Source organism: Arthrobacter sp. JUb119 (assembly GCF_024807995.1).
In the GTDB taxonomy this organism is placed as follows: Bacteria; Actinomycetota; Actinomycetes; order Actinomycetales; family Micrococcaceae; genus Glutamicibacter.
Genome location: NZ_JANUFE010000004.1, coordinates 66,556 through 84,954 on the forward strand (window position 1 = coordinate 66,556; position 18,399 = coordinate 84,954).

Sequence of the window (18,399 nt, forward strand, 5' to 3'; positions counted from 1 at the left end):
ATCTGCTGGGAGTTTGATCAGTGCCGGCCCAGCGCCAGCTGGTCGCAACCGGTCAACTGCGCTCGCCGTCCAGCTCCGCCGGAACGGGGTCCGAGAGCGGATGCGCTATTTCGTCGCGGGCAAATTTCCCGGCCCACCATGCGATGATTCCGAACAGCGGCGAGGCGAGGCCGGCAATGACGAATATCGCCTGCAAGCTGAGCACCTGGGTCAAAGGTCCCGCCGCCGCCATGGACAGCGGCATCAGCGCCAGCGAAACGAAGAAATCCAGGCTGGAGATCCGCCCGAGCAGGTGTCCGGGAACCCGGCGCTGGAGCAAGGTGCCCCAGATGACCATGCCCACGGCGTCGGTGATGCCGAAGGCCAGCAGGATCGCGAAGAGCATCCACGCGGCATCGACGTAGCCCACCAGGGCCAGGGGCAAGGTGCCCAGGCACCAGCAGGCGGTCATCAAGCTCAAGTAGCGCCGCGGGAATTTCGCGGACGCGACCAGCAGCGAGCCGATCGCCGAACCGAGGCCGAAGAAGGCCAGTGCGAAGCTGAACAGTTTCGCGTCCCCGTGCAGGTTGCCGCTGACGATGAAGGGCAGCAGCACCTCGAAGGGCCCGATGAAGGTGAACACCGAAATGACCGAGAACAGCAGCGTCCACAGCAGCCAGCGGGTGCGCACCGTATAGCCGATGCCTTCGCGCAGCTGCCGGAACATCCCGGGCTGTCCCTGGCCGTCAACGGGGCCTGGCGCGTTGTACGCCTGGCGGTTGGGGATCCGGCGCAGCATCAGCAGCGCCGCGAGGTGGATTACGCAGATGCCGACGATGGCGTGCGCCGGCGAGAGTCCCGCCACCACGAATCCGGCGGCCATCGGGCCCAGGACGGTGTGCACCACCGGCCGGGCTGTCCCTTCCAATCCGTTGGCGGCCAGCAGCTGCTCGGCGGGCAGCATCTTGGGCAGCAGTGCGGAGTAGGCGGGGTAGAAGAAGGCCGACCCGGCCCCGCCGCAGAAGCCGGCGAGCATCAGGTGCCACAGCTCCAGGGCACCGGCCATGGCCAGCACCGCGGTGATGCCCATGACTGCCAGCGACAGCGCCTCGACCAGCATCACGATCCGCCGGCAGGAATGGCGGTCCGCCATGATCCCGCCGAGCAGCACGAAGCAGAGCAGCCCGGCGGCACTGGCGGTGGCCACGGCAGAAAGCTGGATGGGCCCGCCGCCCAGCTGGCGCACCTGGTAGACCATTGCCACGGCCCACATGCCGGTGGCGAAGGTGGAGAGGACAAGTGCGCTGGCCAGCAGGGCGTAGTCGCGGTAGGCGAACGGCTTGATGAGGCGCAGTGCAGAGGTTTTGAGCGCGCTCATGGAAGCTCCTGCGGTAGTGCGTAGGAACTATCATCCATCCACTGATTGGGCTTTGTCAATCAGTGGATGGGAATTAAAGAACTCCGGGGACCACGCGATGGCGCGTGGTCCCCGGAGCTCGGCTTCGTGCTACTCGGCGTCGTGGTCGGTTTCCAGGATGGCCGCCAACTGCTCCAGGGCAGCTTCGGCTCCTTCGCCTTCGGCGCGCAGCACTACGGTGGTTCCGTATTCCGCGCCCAGGCCCATCAGCGAGAGGATGCTGGACGCGTCCAGCGCCTCGTCCACGGGCTCGCCCTGAAGGGCGATGGTGACCTCGACCGGCGCCTCGGCCGCGGCCTCGGCGAAGATGGCTGCCGGGCGGGCGTGCAGGCCGACGCGGCTGCCGATGATTGCTGTACGTTCTGCCATGATGGCTCCTTCGGGATCTATTGAACGGTTGATTGCGGTAAATTCGGGGGGCCTAGAGGCCGAATCGGTCCAGCTCGCCCAGCTGCGCGCGCACGGCAGTGCGTGCCGCCTCGGCCGACTCGGCGTCCAAGGCCAGCTGGGACAGGCGCTGCGCAGTGGGCAGGTCTACGGTGCGCAGCACCGCGGCAACCGGTGCCAACGCCCGCTTGTTCATGGACAGGGTGTCCACGCCCAGGCCCACCAGCACCACGGCCAGCGCCGGGTCGGCAGCCGCTTCGCCGCACACCCCGACGGGTTTGCCGCCGGCCGCCTGCGCACCGGCGGCGGTGGCGGCCACCAGGTGCAGCACTGCCGGCTGCCAGGGGTCGTTGAGCTCGGCCAGGGCACCGAGCTGGCGGTCCGCGGCCATGGTGTACTGGGTCAAGTCGTTGGTGCCGATGGAGACGAAATCGCAGCGCTGCAGGATCTGGCCTGCCAGCACCGCCGCCGAAGGGACCTCGATCATGGTCCCGGCGGTGGCCAGGCCAGCGGCCTTGGCCAGCTGCGCGAATTCCTGCGCTTCGGACGCAGTGGAAATCATCGGCGCCATCACCCAGATTTCGGCCTGGTGCTCGCCGGCGGCTTGCGCGATGGCCTGCAGCTGGCGTTCGAGCACGCCCGGGCTGGACAGGTCGGTGCGGTAGCCGCGCACGCCGAGGGCCGGATTCGGCTCGCTGGCATCGGTCAGGAAGGGCAGCGGCTTGTCCGCTCCCGCATCCAAGGTGCGCACCACGACCTTGCGGCCGGGGAAGGCGGCGAAGACCGCACCGTAGGCTGCCACCTGCTCGTCATGGGAGGGCTCCTTGTCCTTGCCCAGGAAGCAGAACTCGGTACGCAGCAGGCCCACGCCCTCGGCGCCCGCCGCGGCGGCCAGCTGCGCGTCGTCGCCGCTGCCGACATTGGACAATAGCGGCACGCGGTGCCCGTCGCGCAGCTGCCCGGTGCCGGAGAACTCCGGCAGCGCCTCGCGGTTGGCGTAGGTGGCGGCCAGGTGCTCTTCGGCCTCGCCGGGACCGGTGATGACCAGCCCGTCGATGCCGTCCACGAAGACATGGTCCCCGTCGGCCAGCGCTGTGGTGCCGGCAGCGGCCACGATGGCCGGAAGGCCCAGCGAGCGCGCGATGATGGCGGTATGCGATTGCGGCCCGCCATCGGAGGTGACCAGCGCCAGGACCTTGGCCGGATCCAGCGTCGCGGTATCGGCCGGAGCCAGGTCCACCGCGGCGAGGATGAAGGGCTGGTCCGAGTCCGGGATGCCCGGGGCGGGTACGCCGCGCAGCTCGGCGACGATGCGCGAGCGCACATCGAGCACATCCCCGGCGCGTTCGGCCATGTAGCCGCCGAGCGCCGACAGCTGCGTGGCGACCGCGTCGGCGGCCTCCCAGATGGCCGATTCGGCGCAGGTGCCCGATGCCACCAGCCTGGTGGCCGACTTGAGCAGCGTGCGGTCGCTGGCCATCAGCGCGGTGGCCTTGAGCACGGCTTGGGCATCGCCGGTGGCCTGCGCCGCGCGTTCCTTGAGCTGCGCGGCGACCGCCTGCGTGGCCTCGGCCAGGCGCAGGGATTCGGCTTCCGCGCTGGAACCTGCTGGCAGGGGCGCGCCGTCGGCGGGCGGGAGGATGGGGTCGGGCATGCGGCGCACGGATCCGATGACCCGTCCGGCGCTGACGCCTACTCCGGTGAATTTCTGGCTCATGCTGCGGCCTTTGCCTCTTCAGCGGCCCGTGCGGGGGCCTTGCGGACATATTTCTTCAGGATGATCACCAGCGCCGCGGAAACCAGCGTGCCGATCACGGTGGCCACCAGGAACATCGGCCAGGTGCTGTCCATCGCGAAGAAGACGAAGATGCCGCCGTGCGGTGCCTGGGAGAGCACATCGAAGCTCATGATCAGCGAGCCGGTGACCCCGGCACCCACCATGGAGGCCGGGATGACGCGCAGCGGGTCGGCCGCGGCGAAGGGGATGGCGCCTTCGGAGATGAACGCGGCACCCAGCAGCCAGGCCGCCTTGCCGTTTTCGCGTTCCGCCCCGGTGAACAGCTTCGGGGACACCGCGGTGGCCAGGGCCATCGCCAGCGGCGGAACCATGCCGGCAGCCATCACGGCTGCCATGATCATCAGCGGGGCCGGGTTCTCGGCCACCGAACCGGCGCCCAAGCCTGCTACCGCGAAGGAATAAGCGACCTTGTTGATCGGCCCGCCCAAATCGATGGCCATCATCAGGCCCAGGACCAGGCCGAGGATCGCCGCCGCGGTGCCGGACATGCCCGCCAGCCAGCCGTTGAGGGCTTCGGTGAGCTGGGCAATCGGCCCGCCAAGGAACAGGAACATCAGGCCCGAAGCGATGATGGAACCGAGCAACGGCACGATGACCACTGGCATCAGGCTGCGCAGCCAGCGTGGCACGGTCCAGGAATTGATCCAGCGGCAGGCCAGGCCGGCGATAACGCCGCCGACGATGCCGCCAATGAACCCGGCTCCCATGAAGCCTGCCACGGCACCCGCGGTGAAGCCCGGGGCGATGCCCGGACGGTCGGCGTAGGCATAGGCGATGTAACCGCCCAGCGCCGGGACCAGGAAGCCCATGGACAGGCCACCGATCTTGAACGCCACCGCGCCGAGGTAGGCCAGCAAGCCAGCTTCCGGCAGATTGAACAGCGTATTTTCGGTCAAGTACTGGTCTGCTGCATCAGTGATGGCGTAGCCGCCGAGCAGGAAGCCCAGAGCGATCAGCAGGCCGCCACCGGCGACGAATGGGATCATGTAGGAGACACCGGTGAGCAGCGCGCGCTTCAGGCCAGCGCCGAAGCCCTCGGAAGCAGAATCCGTGGAGCGCTCGTTTGCCGTTTCGTTGCCGGCTGGTACCTTGCGGGCCGCCGGATCCTTGGCCGCGGCCAAGGCATCCTTGAGCAGCTTTTCGGGTTCATCCACACCGCGCTTGACTGGAACCTGGATCACTGGCTTGCCGGCGAACCGCGATTGGTCGCGCACGTCGACGTCCACCGCAAAGATCACCGCGTCGGCCTGGGTGATCAATGCCGGATCCAACGGCTTGGACCCCGAGGACCCCTGGGTTTCCACAGCGAAGTCAATGCCGAGTTCTTCGGCGGCCTGTGCCAGGGAATCGGCGGCCATGTAGGTGTGGGCGATGCCGGTCGGGCAGGCGGTGACGGCCACGATCTTCGGCCGCGCCGTGGCAGCGGGTGCAGCTGCTGGTGCAGCTGGTGCGGCGGGGGCATCGGAGAGTACTTCGGAGACCAACGCGACGATTTCCTCGTTGCTCCTGGCTGCACGCAGGGCCGCGGTGAAGGGTTGCTTCACCAGTGCGCGGGCCAGCTTGGAGAGCAGCTTCAGGTGCTCCTTGTCGGCGCCTTCCGGGGCGGCAATGAAGAAGACCAGATCTGCCGGGCCGTCCTTGGCACCGAAGTCCACCGGGGTGCCCAGCCGGGCCATGGCCAGGGTGGGAACGGTGACCGCTGCTGATCGGCAATGCGGAATCGCGATGCCGCCGGGCACGCCGGTGGCCGTCTTCGCCTCGCGGGCCAAGGCATGCTCGGCCAATTCGGCAGCGCTGGCGGCTCGCCCGGCCTGCGTGATCTGCTGGGCCAGGTACTGGATGACGTCGGTACTCGTGGAACCTAGATGCGCATCCAGGGTGACGAGCCGGGTTTCGATCAGATCGCTCATGGTCAGGATCCTTGCCTTGGGGTGAGTTCGATGACGCTGACCGCATCGATGCGGAGGTCGGTTGGGGTTGGGATGCCGGAGCCGGGCAGCGAGGCCGCCGCGGTTCCGTAGGCGATGGCCTGGCGCAGCTTGAACGCCGGCAAGTGGCCTGCCGTGTCTGCCAGCAGATAGCCGGCCAGCGAGGAATCGCCGGCACCTACCGTGCTGCGCGGGGTGATCGGCTGCGGCCAGCCGTGCCAGCAGCCCTCGGCAGTGGCCAGTACCGCGCCGTGCGCACCCAGGGTGGTGAGCACCGCGGCCCCGGGGCGGCGCAGCAGCTTGGAGCTGGCGCGAGCGGCCAGCCCGGGGTCCGCTTCGAGCTGGGCTTCGCCCAGGTCCTCGCCCAGCAGCTCGGCAAGCTCTTCGGCGTTGGGCTTGACCAGATCCGGGATGTGGATCTCGTCGTGGGCGAAGAGCTGGCGCAGCGGCTCCCCAGAGGTGTCCACCGCAATCTTCGGGCACTTCGAGCCCAGCTGCTCGCGCAACGACGCGGTAAGCAGAGCGTAGTAGTTCGCCGGCACCCCGGGTGGCAGCGACCCTGCCATGACCAGCCAATCGGCGCCAGCGCAGGAATCGCGCACCAGCTCCGAGAGCTGCTCCAACGTGGCCGCGTCCAGCTCAGGACCGGCCTCGTTGATTTTGGTGGTCGATCCATCCGGCGAGGTCAGCGTCGTGTTGGTGCGCAGCGCAGCATTGATTTCCAGCGCCCGGTAGGGCAACTGGTCGGCGGCCAGGGCGGCGATGAGCGGATCGTTTCCGGCTCCGGGGAGTACAGCGAGGGTCCGCTGCCCGGCGGCGAGGATGGCCCGCGCAACATTCACGCCCTTGCCTGCGGCCTGCAGGTGGCTGCCAGCGGCCCGCTGCACCGCACCGGGCTGCAATGCGGCGACCAATTCGATGGTCTTGTCCAGCGCCGGGTTGACGGTCAGTGTGATAATCATGCGATCACCACCTCGACATCCGCCGCTTCCAGCGCAGCGGCAAGTTCAGTGCCGGGTTGCTGGTCGGTGACCAGGGTGTCGATGTCTTCGAGCCGGGCGAAGCAGACCAGGGTTTCCTGGTCGAATTTGGATCCGTCGGCCAGCAGCACCACGCGGCGGGCACTGGCGACCAGGGCGCGCTTGACGGCAGCTTCCAGCGGGTCCGGGGTGCTCAGGCCGAATCCTGCATGCAGCCCGTTGGTGCCGATGAAGGCGATGTCGGCCCGGTACTGGGAATACTCCTGCACGGTGCGGGCTCCGCTGGAGGCGCCGGTGATGCCGCGGACCCGCCCGCCGATCAGCTCCAAGGCGACATCCGGGCTGTGGACCAGCACCGAGGCAATGGGCAGGGCGTGGGTGATGACCACCAGTCCGGTGCCCGCGGTGCTCTTGAGCATGCGTTCGGCCAGGATTTCCGTGGTGGTTCCCGCGTCGATGATGACCGAGGCATCGGAGACCGGCAGCAGGCTCAGCGCGCGCTGGGCGATGCGGGCCTTGGACTCTGAATGGATGGCGGTGCGCACCACGTAGCTTTCCTCGCGGGTGCTGGCTTCGGTGATGGTGACCGCTCCGCCGTGGACGCGGCGCAGGTAGTTCTCGGATTCCAGCTGGGCCAGATCCCGCCGCACGGTTTCCCGGGTGATATCGAAGCGCTGCGCGAGCTGGGCGACGGTTACTTTCCCGTCAGCTTCCAGCTGCTCAACGATCAGCCGGTGTCGTTCTTCGGCGAACATTCTTGCCTCCGCAATTCCTCATGACCTGCAACACATTGATCTGTGTTTCCATGACTTTATGCCCGATTGTGTGGCATCGTCAAGTGAAAATCCGGGGAATATTTGGCTTTAGTTGGTTTTGAGTGGGTTTGCTAGGGGTTATGCAGAATCAACGGTGGGAGATACGCGCAACCCAAGCAGCGTGCGACTTGATTCTGTCCTCCGGAAATCGCCATCTGTGCGGCCTCAGTTGACTGGAAACCCAGCTAATGAGCAAGACGTCTGTACGGCCAGGAACCAGGGCGGGCAGTTCATGAATTCGACAGGAATCATAGGTTGCTGGGCGAATGAGTTGCGTCAGGACGACGTGCCTGGATCAAGCCATACCACTCTCCGCGCTTGAATGCGTTCGGTCGAGTTGACTGAAATGCGACAGCCCTTTGTGCATTCCTTTTCTCCTCGGATGTTACTCTGCCAAGGTATAACTTCGACCGGAACAGCGTGGGGGCGATCTGAGGTCAGCTCTGATATTTGCACTAGTGGGCGTCTGTTAAAGTCTTTCCGTTGGATTGGCATTTGGCGATGGATTCGTTATTGCGTTCTTGCAGGCTTCCTAGTTGCATTGGGGTCGAATTTACCATGACGGTGAAAACCATGGGGCCCACCGGCAATCTCGGATCGGCGTCACTGCCGTCGAAGCCAGAGGCCCGCAGCTCGAGGTTGTATTCGCGAACTTCGTCGGAGAGTTCGATTGTTATCTAGTTCGAGCGTTCCTCCCAAACCAAGTACATGATCACCGGAGTAGCATCGGGGAAGTATCGCGTCGAGGGCTGTATCGAATTCGGGCCGGCCTACTAGAGCACCGAATAGCTCGTGATGAATCCAGTGGTCATCGCAGCGGAATCGAATGACGAGGAAGCCCTGGACTTGGCGATCGGCGGCCTTAGCCTTGATTGATCCGCGAGGGGATCCGAAGAGACTGGTTATGGAGTCCTTGAAAAGCCTCTCGCGACTAATGGGGCCCGCATGATCCAACGATATTAGTGCGACACATAGTTGGGAGATTCTAGGACTAGTGAGTTCTCAAGGATTCTCGGCTGGGGAGCGGTGCCCGGCGAGACTTCTCGCAACCATGGAGTTGCAAGATGTCTCTGGATGGGTGTCGAATTCTTTTGTCATTGACGAACTTGATTGGTGATTACTGAGCACTCTCAGTCAGAATTAGCGCAGCTCGATAGCCATCTGACTCGAGACAAGACATGGCTTCTAGTTGCTGGAAAGCTATCGGTAGGCAGGTAGCATCCACCCAGCTCTCCCCGCTACTAACATCGACCCAAGAGTCCTCGATGAGAATGACGGGACGTTCCGTGGAACCAGCCGTTCCATGGCAGAGTAGCCAGTGCGGAACATCGTAGCCGAGCATCTGCTGCAATGACACCAGCAACAAGACGCGGGCACCCTGACTTAATACTTTGTGAATCTGTGAGATTTCCATACGCATAGAGGTCACCGGCAACCCGGTAGCTTCTGCACGGCGGCGCGAGTCAGCCTGCAAGATGCCCCGCCAACCACGTTCAACCTCGGGATAATAGTCGACGATTACTGGCTTATCGGTATCCAAAGACACCTGAACTGAGCTTGCTGGCCAGCGCTCAGCGATGGCCAGCCCGAGCCCCACGGGTTCGCAAGCCATGAAATTAGTCGCTTGACGCCACAGTAACAACTCGGCGGTACGCAGGCGATCCATCGTTGCAATGCTCATCGTTTCCCCGTGCGCGGCCAGCGCGGAAACCGCCGCGCAGGTGAAGTTCTCGCTTTGCTGGTAGTGCGAGGTACGCAGATATCGGGCTGGATGTGACCAGTGCACATAGCCGAATTTTGGAATCGATACCGACGCATCTGTGGTGAAGCGTGGAGTAGGCAACGACTGGAAACCCATTTGTTCAGCCAGGTCTGCGAGCCACGGTTCTTCCGACCAGCTTTCCCATTTCACGCAGGCCAGATCTTTTTCCCTGGCGTAGTCCAGCACCGCACGGACGAGCTCTTCATATGCAGCTGTGTCGCGGGCAAGAACCCCAGAGATCTTCACGTATGCAGTCGCCGAACGGGCGGTAAGCAATGCGGCACCGAGTATGGTGGCATCTGATGACTGTATCGTGAGCAGCCGAGCGTTGACCGTTGCCATGAGACTTTCCCACGGACCTGATATGCAACCCAGATGCCGTAGTTGCGCCGGGTGCTGCTCGGGGTCAAAGGCCTGGATTCTCGTTTGCCGGGCAGAGCGTTTCGCCATGATTCCTTACTATTAGGTGGGGTGGAGGCGGCGTCGGTTAGGATCCTCGCTTAACACCTAGCCGCGTGATCGGTACAAAAGCCAAATGAAGTACGGGGAGCCGAGTAACGACACGATCAGACCGGCGGGAATCTGTGCCGGCGCGATTGCGGTACGGCCCAAGGTATCGGCCAGGCAAACTAGCAAGGCTCCGAAAACCATGGACACCGGGATCGCCCGGTGATGGCGGGAACCCACCAACGACCGCGCCAGATGCGGGGCGATGAGTCCGACAAAGCCAACCACACCTACGGCCACGACGCTGAGTGCCGCAAGCAGCGCGGCAATGGACAATGAGACTAATCGGATGCGAACGGTCTTGACGCCCAGCACCCGGGGCAGGTCTTCGTCGATGGCTAGCAGGTCCAGTTTGCGTCCCATGAGCAGTACGACCGGAAGAGCTAATGCCAACACCGTCAGAACAGGTAACACGTCTGCGAACTGACGTCCATAAGTTGAGCCAGACAGCCAGGTGTAGATGCGCGGAGTTTCCCACGAATTAATGCTCAGCAGCAGGTAGGTGGTGACCGCAGAGAGCGTGTAGCCTGCACCGATGCCGATTAGCACAAAACGTTCAGGGGAGAATCCTCGACGCCAGGCTAGGGCGGTGATGGCAGCGAAGGTCGCGAGCCCGGCAATCACCGCAAAAATCACCAGTAGCGAGCGGGAACCGCCAAAGGCGGTGACCACTACAGCCGCGCCCAGCCCTGCCCCCGCAGTAATACCCAGGATTCCGGGCTCGGCCAATGGGTTGCGCACGGCGCCCTGCACCAAACAACCAGCCAGTCCCAAGGCGGCTCCGGCACCCAGCGCCGCGCTGGTCCGTGGTGCACGTTCGGAGAAGGCGCGGGCAATGAGCTTGGGCGCATCATCCTGGAACCACAAGGCGAGATCTCCCAGCTTGAGTAACATGCTCCCGGCCAAAAGGCCTAGAATCACCGCTCCCAACAGCAAACTGAATCCCAGCGTCATGGTGAGAATGAATCGGCGGTTGCTACGCAATTTGCTTGCTACCTGTAACGGGTTGCGAGAGCTGGAAGCTTCGGGCAGTCGCATTGCCAAGATGATGATCAGCACGCCGCCCAGGATCGCGGTGGGAACTCCAGTAGGAATGGAAGCCGCACCTTGCGCACCGAGCGAGGCACGAAGCGAAACATCGGCCAGCAGGATCAGTAGCGCACCAATCAGGCCGGTGGCGGGGAGCAAGAACAGTTGACGGCGCAACACTACCAGGCGGCGCGACAGCAGTCGGGCGAGCACGGGGGCGCCAAGCCCTACAAAAGCAATCGGGCCGGACAGCGAAACGGAAACGCCGGTGAGCAGCACAGCACACAGGACGGCCAGAGTGCGGGTTGAGCGCACCGGGATGCCGAGCACCGCAGCGTTTTCATCACCCAAGGACAGGACATCCAGTCGGCGAGAGAGCAAGAGGCAGATGGCCAGCACCACCAAGATCACTGGCAGACTGCGCAAGAATGCATCGAGATTTAGTTGGGCCAGCGACCCTGAACCCCAGGCATACAGTCCAGTCGTATTTTCCTTGAACAGCAGCAAGATGATTCCGCTGCCTGCTTCCAACGCCATGGCGATGGCTGAGCCAGCGAGGATCAACCGGGTGGTGGCGGTTCCCGCGCTGCGCCCAGAGATAGCCAATACGATCCCGGCGGCGAGCAGCCCGCCAGCGAATGCGAGAGTGCTGGAAGCCAGCGTGGACATGCTTATTCCCAAGGCAGCAGCCACGCTCAACGCGAAGAATGCACCTGAGGTGACAGCCAATGTGTCCGGCGAGGCCAGCGGGTTGCGGGTGACGGATTGGAGCAATGAACCTGCCACCCCCAAAGCCAGACCAACGGCGGCACCCGCACAGAGGCGCGGTAGCCGGGAGCCGGTGAAGATCTCGGCGGCTCCCACCCCTCCGATACGGGTGTCATCTCCGGTGAGTGCGCGTAGCAGTTCACCCAAACCAATACCGGAGGTCCCCTGGGTGAGGTGCCAAGCACCCACCAGCAGTACCGCTGCCGCTAAGGCGGCTAGCAGACCTAGGCCAGTGGCGAGACGGGTACCGGTGACCGGCGCGGGGGAATAACCAAGGCCGGTCATTTGGATGCCGACCCCGCTGTCCACGATGTGTCGCTCTGCTGATTCTTCAGCGGTTTTCATTTCAGTTGTACGCTACTTGGCTTCCGAGGCGGAGGTCAGTGCATCGGTGAAGGCATCTACCGCTTGACTGGTGGATTTCGGCCCGCCGGCACCCCAGATGTTTGGGAACTGGAAGGTCCGGCCTTCCTTGACTGCGGTCAAGTTGTTCCAGATCTCGCTGGATTCCAGCTCGGTGGTCCACCCGGTGCCTGCGTCGTTGGAGTAGAACAGGTTGACGTCGCCAACGCCCGCTAGGCCTTCTATGTCCGTCTGGGCCAGCCCGTATTCTTTGTTCACGCCGCCGGATCCGAAGGACTTGTTGATGTCATCGTTCCAAGCTGGGCTCAGGCCCAGTTCCTTGCCAAGCTCTGTGAACAGAGCCCCGTCAGTGTATGGGCGAATCGTCAGGTTGGAGCCGTCAACCCAACCGTCGAAGAAGAGGAAGTCGGTGGTTTCCAACTTCACCTCGGAGACTTCCTGTTTTTTCTGCGCCAAGTGGGCGTCGAATTCGTTGAGCACTAACGCAGCACGCTCGGTGCGGCCGGTGGCTTCGGCGACCTGTGAGAAGACTTTTTTCATGTTGCCGATGGGATCCGCAGAATCGTTGCCCTTGACCGCCAATACGGGAACGTCGCCCTTATCAAGCTGCGACAGCACGGGGTCTTCTTCACTAAAAGCGTCCACGATGATTAAGTCGGGGTCCAGCGCGTAGATCGAATCCAGATCTGGCTCGCCACGTTCACCCACCGAAGCAACACCCTCAGGCAGCTCCTCTGCAGTGACGTAGGTGCTATATCCATCTGGGGAAGCGACGCCCACCGGAGTGACGCACAAGGTTAGTACATCTTCAATTTCCTGCCATTCGAGCACCACCACGCGCTCGGCTGGTTTATCCAATTCAAGTGTGCGGCCCAGATCATCGGTCATAGATACCGGATCTGTGCTAGTGGCGGTGGTGTCATTCGCGCAACTTGCGGATGCGGCAGCGGGGCTCCGTTCGGCACCAGCGCTGCTAATGTCCGTGGTACCGCAAGCGGTGGCTGAGAACAACAGTGCTAGAGCGGCCGCTGAAGTGACTGCATTTCGAGCGAGTGTAGGCATAGGTTTTCCCTTGTAATTATATGTTTCGGTGGTAGAAAGAAAGTGGTTAGCTCATCCGGTGGCGGCTAACCGGTTCGATGCGCAACAATCCATTCTGCTTATCAGAGAGGACCTGCACAGGGATCTCATAGACCTCCGAGAGGTTATCTGCGGTGAGGACCTCAGCGGGGGTTCCTGAGACGTATACCCGGCCGTGTTTCATCAGCACCAGCCGATCAGCCAACGCGGCGGCTTGATTCAGGTCATGCAGGACGATGCCGATGGCTAGCCGATCTTGACGGGCTAGATCATGGACCAGATCTAGGGTCTCGACCTGATATCTCAAGTCGAGGTGATTGGTCGGCTCGTCGAGAAGCACCACATTGGTTTGCTGTGCCAAGCACACGGCCAACCAGACACGTTGAAGTTCTCCACCGGATAGTTCCCCAGCTGCCTTCCGGGACATCGAGGTAGTGCCAGTCAGTTCCATGGCCGAGGCAATCGCCGCATGATCCGCATCGGATAGCCCCGAGATACCGCGCCGATATGGATGGCGACCGAAGGCGACGATATCTGCCACGGCTAACCCTTCCGGGGTGGCGTGGGACTGCGCGAAGAGCGTAACTTCGTGGGCGAATGTTCGTCCATTCAGCGTGCTAATTTCGCGGGCCTCCCCGTGAGAATTGGAGAGCGTGATCACCCCCGCGGCGCGCTCATGCAACCTTGCCATGGAACGGAGAAGTGTGGATTTCCCGCTGCCATTGGGTCCAATGAGTGCGGTGACTTCACCCGGGGATAAACGGATGGAAGCACCGTCCACTACAGTGCTTTTGCCGTAGCGCAGCACTACCTCGTGGGCGAGCATCGTTCCGGCTGCGGCGGATGCTGCTCCGGACGCCACGTCTAGCATGCGTAAGGAACGGATTGAATACGTCCGATTTGAATAGGTATTTTCACTTAGGTAAGTCTAAGTTAACTAATCGATGTCAGCAATCGATGATTTCTGACAGTGCATCCGGCTTTTCGGTCACCTATTCACATTTGCTAAGGTGAATGTGCCAGGTGTGGAGCCCATGGTGCGTCGAAAAGCGTCGATAAAAGTACTCGGCTGCGCGTAGCCCAGCATTTCAGAGATGTCTTGGACGCCTTCACCGTTGGTGAGCAGCTCCAGGGCGCGATGAATTTTCACCGCTTGACGCCACTGGGCAAAGGATAAGCCGGTTGCTTCGCGGAAGACTCGCGTGATGGTTCGTGAGCTGATTCCAGCATCTACCGCCCATCGCTCGAGAGATCGGTTATCCGCAGGGTTGGCTAGTAGACGGTTGGCAATGCCATGGATACGAGGGTCATCGGGCAAGCGCAGCGCTAGCTGATGAGCTGATGGTTTGAGTACGTCGAAAACTACAGCCTCCGCACGCGCTCTGGCTTCTTGGCTCAGTTCCCGACTGGATAAATGGACCAGCAACGACTTAAGCAACGGTTTCATGTCGATCACTGTAGGGGTACTGAATGGGGTGGTGGTTCGTTCAGGGGAAAAGAACGCGCTGAAAAGTTCTACATGTGCGGTCAGGCGTCCACCGTGCAGCGCTCCGGACGGAATCCACAGACCATGACCCTCGGAGACCGTAAAAATCTGTCCTTCGATTTGAGCGGTGAGTGTCCCATCTTGGGTCCATAAGAGCTCATGGGCCAGGTGCGAATGAGGCTCCCACTCCGTAGAGACCTCAATGGTGTGCGTTTCGCTCAGAATCACAAATGATGAGGTCGCATCGCTAGGCAAGGCAGTTGCTTGCACTAGAGCAGTACCTGGTTCACGGGACCAAGTACCAAGCCCGATGGTCGAGGTAGGAGGGGAAGTCATATTTGCAGTATAGAAAGTATTCAGCATGACATAGCAGGTTTCATGTTAGATCTACCGAACCCCTTGAAGAACGGTTCAATAATCGCGTGCCAAAATTCTACGGATCGGCTACTAAACCAAATACATTTCACCCCCAACTGGTTCAATCAGGAATCTAGGCTGCGTTCGGTTACCCACAGAAGGCTATTCCAGTGTGTAGTACTCAAGCATGTCATCACGTTTTTCCAGTCTGAATCCTCGACTGGTGAGCAGTCGGGTTGAAGCAGTGTTAGCCGGAGCTACGCGGGCACTGATTTTCGTAATTCCGTATATCTTGGGAATTGAAATCAGGGTGCTATCGAGCACGGCTCCACCAACTCCTCGCCCCCATTGATCTGGAGATACCCAGTAACCGACCTCCACGCAACTTTCCTGCCGGGTGCAAAACACGAGGCCCACTGCTGCATTTGCTTCAGTAGCTAGGAACCATCGAGAGCCCCCCACAGTGTCGAGTGGTTCATGTTGGAGGGATTGCTTAACGCAGGCGTTGATGGTTTGCCGGTCCCATGGCTCCCCATACCCAATAAAACGAGCTACACGTTCATCCGAGGCCATGCTGGCAAAGAATTCGGTGTCTGCGCTGCGAAATGGACGCAGGGTAATTGATTGTGAGCGCGACATCCAAAGCCTTTCGATGTCGTAAATTTAAAAAACTCTTAAATGCATTAAACAGTACTAGACCTACCTATGGCGCTCTTATTTCAAATAGAGGTCAATGAGCGCTCAGAATCCCGCGCCGACCGCGCCGAGCGTCCCATAGCGGAAACCGAAGAACACGGCCCAGTGAAACGGTCCACAACGAGAACCTGCGCAAAGAACTGTTGAAGGTGAAACGGGAGAACGACTTCATAAAAGTTGTCGGAGCCTATCGCGCCTCGAACAGTAAGGAGTAAGCGCGGTCTTAGACTTCATCGAAGCCCACATAGGCGAGTATCCAGTGAACTGGATGGGCAGGAAACCCAGAATTCCAGGGGCAGTCACTACCGATGTCTGAACGCCTGCCAAGAGCTGAGCGAAGCCTAAGTCCTGCGAGCACACCGCACGAAACTGCTCCAGGACGAGTGTGAGGCGTCCAACCAGGTCGCCGGTGGCGGACAATCAGTGGATTTGATCCGCAAAAACCATGAGGAAGACATCTCGACATCCACGGTGATGTCGCTCATGAAAGAGCTGAGAATCCGGGCCAGGCGGATGAGCGCCTTCAAAACCACGACCGTGCGTGAGCGCCAATCCCGGACGGTGCGTATAGAAAACCATAGGGTCGACGATCTCGGCATGCGTGACTTCCGCTCCTCGCGGCTTGCGGCGAAACTGTTAGGCGATATTGCCTGCCTGCGCGCCGGTGAAGGCTGGTTGTATTTGGCGACGGTGATCGATTTGAATTCGCGACAGATCGTGGGCTGGTCAATGGGTAAGAACATGTAAACGTAGTTGGCCATTGACGCGAGGGGGCTTGCTGCGTCGCAGGCGTTCATCCAGTTTGGTAGTGTGTTCCATTCAGACCGAGGCCCCAATGTACCTCGGCGCGTTCCAGAGGTGGTGTGCTGCGCACAGGGTGCAGTAGTCGACGGGACGCGCCGGGGTGTCCCTGGGATAATTCCGTCGCCGAGTCAGCCTTCTTGACGATCAAGAAGGAAATGTTCCACCACAGGTTCTTCAGCAGCAGGGTGGTTGCGTGTGCCGCAGTGAAGGAGTGCATCGCGGTTTGGTACAACCGGAAGCGCCCGTATACGGCAAATGGCGGAGTTAGCCCCCAGGCGGTTCTGGACTCGTATCAGGAAAGGGATCCTCTAGCTTTGACGGCTTGAGGAAATGTACAAAAAGATCAAAGTTCGTGTCCCAAAAACTTGACCAGCTCACCGTAAGGGGTGAGCAAGGCCAGGGAGAGAGAGCCGGCGACCTGTTGGAGCGGCGTGAAGCCGGCACGCCCGAGGATTTCGGTGTCGATATGACGGGCGCCGATGAGGGACAGCTGCGCGAAACCTGCAAAGCCCACGAGAATCAGGCGATCGCGAGGATCCCGCGCGGGATCCTGCGTTTTTCGCCCGCGTAGACGCGGTGGTATTCGGCGGCGGGCGGAACACGGGAAGCTGATATCGGTTCGTCGATTTGGAGGAGCCAGTTTGAGGCGGCGTTCGGCATAGTTGTTTTCCTTTCGCGGGCTTAGCTGGCGAGTTCGTCGATCCAGCTCGATCGCATCCGCAAGGCACGTTCCGTGCTGCCAAGGACGGCCGCGAATCCGATGAAAAGGTTGCCCTGGAGCGGGAGTTGCACAGGAGAAGTGAAGGTGCCTATCGAATCGGCGATGGGAGGAAACTGGGATATCGATTCAAGGATCTGAGGCACCGTGATGCACAGGCCGGCGAGGACCAGCGCGGTCGAGACGATGCCGATGAATCGGCTCAGGCCCGGATGCCTGTGATGCAGTCTGGCACGGCACCCTTCCGCGGATGCGGGATCTGGGGCCAGCTGCAGTTCGCTGCCGCCTGCAGGCATATAGTGGCAGCGCTTGAGTCCGAAGCCGTTGGCAGCGACTTCGATGTGGCCGCCTGGGACTGGGAAGCGCGCGGGCATCTTCGAGTACGAGTGCAACGATCCATTCACATAGAGGCGGGCCCTGATCACGCCATCAGCCATGTCGCCGCCGTGGCGGACATCAACCGTGTAGGTGGATGCTGTCCCATCGGGAGAGGGTAGGGCGATGGTGCGCAAGGACCTGCTGAATATCTGCCACCAGCGCAAGCGCTTCACCGGCTCGCCGGATCCGGCACGCACGCGATGGTTCAACCACCTTTTGAACTTCATTTTCCGTCCTCGCTTCCAGACTAGTACGCCGTAATAGTCAATAATGGGATAGACTAGCACACTGTAATAGTTTTGTAACGAGAGGACGCCATGGGCAGCCAGCCTGATGCATCGAGAGAAGTGGGCACGCGTGAGAAGATCCTGATCGCTGCGGCGACGATGCTCGGCGAGGATCCAACCGCGCGCTTGAGTGTTCGGGCGGTCGCCGCTCGCGCTGAAGTGAGTACGGGTTCGCTGCGGCATTTCTTCCCCACGCAGCGTGCCCTCGTCGACACTGTCGTCGCCGGAATCTACGACGTCGACATTCCCGACGATCCGATCAACGATCGGGCTCTCATGCCGGCCGAGCGCCTGACCGCATGTTTGCGGCTGCTCCTCGCGCAGTTCGGTGCCGGCGATCGCGCCCGGGAGCAATGGGGATTCTTGTATGACGCGTACGTAGCCTCCGCACCGTCCGAAGATGAGACGAGAACCTACCTCGCGCTCGAGCGGATGGGGCGTCATCGTGTGGAGCGGTGGTTGGGTGCGCTTATTGAGGAAGACGCAATTCCCGCCGGCCAGATTGAGCAGCGGGCACGATTCCTCGCGACCGTAATCAGCGGCCTCATGACGGAGCGTGCTCTGCCCTCCGAAGCGGTACGGGTTGAAGCTGAAGCGGAAACGCTCCGTCTTGCCGTACACGCAGTGACGACCGCATGGAATGCGGCTTAAGCGGCTCCAGTGCGGGAATACTTAATCGTCAGCAAGCGGAGCTTCCGGCGTGAAGGCGCATGCCTCCGGCCAGGTTCTGGCAAGTGTCGGAGCTTGGCAAGGCCAGGACTGCCGACTTTGATTGCAGGCTGTTGAGCGTTGGAATACGGCCGTGTATCAGCCGCGCCGCGCCAGGCACGCCGCCACGACGCTTTGCGGGAGCCTCGATC

At 61.7% G+C, this 18,399-nt stretch carries 15 protein-coding genes and 1 pseudogene; 3 read left to right on the plus strand and 13 right to left on the minus strand.

Translation table 11 applies throughout. The annotated features are described in order from the left end of the window. Positions 1-52: 52 nt before the first annotated feature. The 12 genes from M2368_RS11795 to M2368_RS11850 all read right to left on the minus strand — a co-directional run bounded on the left by M2368_RS11795 (position 53) and on the right by M2368_RS11850 (position 15,295). Positions 53-1,357 (minus strand): MFS transporter, encoded by a 1,305-nt coding sequence (locus tag M2368_RS11795; protein WP_498724531.1) that lies wholly within the window; start codon positions 1,355-1,357, stop codon positions 53-55. Between the two features lie 129 nt (positions 1,358-1,486). After that, the gene (locus M2368_RS11800; protein WP_105657931.1) at positions 1,487-1,765 is read right to left on the minus strand and encodes an HPr family phosphocarrier protein; all 279 of its coding nucleotides are present in this window, start codon (positions 1,763-1,765) and stop codon (positions 1,487-1,489) included. Between the two features lie 52 nt (positions 1,766-1,817). Further along, a complete protein-coding gene (gene ptsP / locus M2368_RS11805; protein ID WP_105662633.1) occupies positions 1,818-3,500 on the minus strand; it encodes a phosphoenolpyruvate--protein phosphotransferase in 1,683 nt (560 codons plus the stop codon). Next, a complete protein-coding gene (locus M2368_RS11810; protein ID WP_498724532.1) occupies positions 3,497-5,491 on the minus strand; it encodes a PTS fructose transporter subunit IIABC in 1,995 nt (664 codons plus the stop codon). Before M2368_RS11810 ends, ptsP begins: the two co-directional genes overlap by 4 nt. A gap of 2 nt (positions 5,492-5,493) precedes the next feature. Further along, positions 5,494-6,471, minus strand: a complete 978-nt coding sequence (locus M2368_RS11815; RefSeq protein WP_105662631.1) for a 1-phosphofructokinase family hexose kinase — start codon at positions 6,469-6,471, stop codon at positions 5,494-5,496. Next, positions 6,468-7,244, minus strand: a complete 777-nt coding sequence (locus tag M2368_RS11820) for a DeoR/GlpR family DNA-binding transcription regulator (protein WP_105662630.1) — start codon at positions 7,242-7,244, stop codon at positions 6,468-6,470. Before M2368_RS11820 ends, M2368_RS11815 begins: the two co-directional genes overlap by 4 nt. Positions 7,245-8,421: 1,177 nt before the next feature. Then, positions 8,422-9,408, minus strand: coding sequence for a peptidase C39 family protein (locus M2368_RS11825; protein ID WP_404598716.1), 987 nt, complete (start codon positions 9,406-9,408; stop codon positions 8,422-8,424). A 165-nt stretch (positions 9,409-9,573) separates the two neighbouring features. Beyond that, positions 9,574-11,715, minus strand: a complete 2,142-nt coding sequence (locus M2368_RS11830; protein ID WP_404598718.1) for an iron ABC transporter permease — start codon at positions 11,713-11,715, stop codon at positions 9,574-9,576. A 12-nt stretch (positions 11,716-11,727) separates the two neighbouring features. Beyond that, entirely contained in the window at positions 11,728-12,591 is an 864-nt protein-coding gene (locus tag M2368_RS11835; RefSeq protein ID WP_498724533.1) for an iron-siderophore ABC transporter substrate-binding protein, read from the minus strand. A gap of 250 nt (positions 12,592-12,841) precedes the next feature. Next, entirely contained in the window at positions 12,842-13,684 is an 843-nt protein-coding gene (locus M2368_RS11840; protein WP_404598721.1) for an ABC transporter ATP-binding protein, read from the minus strand. 117 nt (positions 13,685-13,801) lie between these two features. Then, complete coding sequence (locus M2368_RS11845) at positions 13,802-14,635, minus strand: helix-turn-helix transcriptional regulator (RefSeq protein ID WP_105658009.1); 834 nt, start codon at positions 14,633-14,635, stop codon at positions 13,802-13,804. A gap of 183 nt (positions 14,636-14,818) precedes the next feature. Next, positions 14,819-15,295 (minus strand): GNAT family N-acetyltransferase, encoded by a 477-nt coding sequence (locus tag M2368_RS11850; RefSeq protein ID WP_404598723.1) that lies wholly within the window; start codon positions 15,293-15,295, stop codon positions 14,819-14,821. A 111-nt stretch (positions 15,296-15,406) separates the two neighbouring features. On the opposite strand from M2368_RS11850, the pseudogene M2368_RS11855 reads away from it, so the two are divergent. Both M2368_RS11855 and M2368_RS11860 read left to right on the plus strand, forming a co-directional pair. Continuing rightward, positions 15,407-16,482 (plus strand): annotated as a pseudogene (locus M2368_RS11855) (IS3 family transposase); the annotation flags it as partial. 26 nt (positions 16,483-16,508) lie between these two features. Next, entirely contained in the window at positions 16,509-16,727 is a 219-nt protein-coding gene (locus M2368_RS11860; protein WP_483561579.1) for a hypothetical protein, read from the plus strand. A 110-nt stretch (positions 16,728-16,837) separates the two neighbouring features. Here M2368_RS11860 and M2368_RS11865 read toward each other — a convergent pair whose 3' ends face one another. Beyond that, positions 16,838-17,479: a hypothetical protein gene (locus M2368_RS11865; protein WP_105657942.1), complete on the minus strand. Its 642-nt coding sequence runs from the start codon at positions 17,477-17,479 to the stop codon at positions 16,838-16,840. A gap of 90 nt (positions 17,480-17,569) precedes the next feature. Here M2368_RS11865 and M2368_RS11870 point away from each other — a divergent pair, with 90 nt between their 5' ends. Then, positions 17,570-18,190 carry a TetR family transcriptional regulator gene (locus M2368_RS11870; RefSeq protein WP_105657943.1) on the plus strand — a complete coding sequence of 207 codons (621 nt, stop codon included), beginning with the start codon at positions 17,570-17,572 and terminating at the stop codon, positions 18,188-18,190. Positions 18,191-18,399 lie beyond the last annotated feature (209 nt).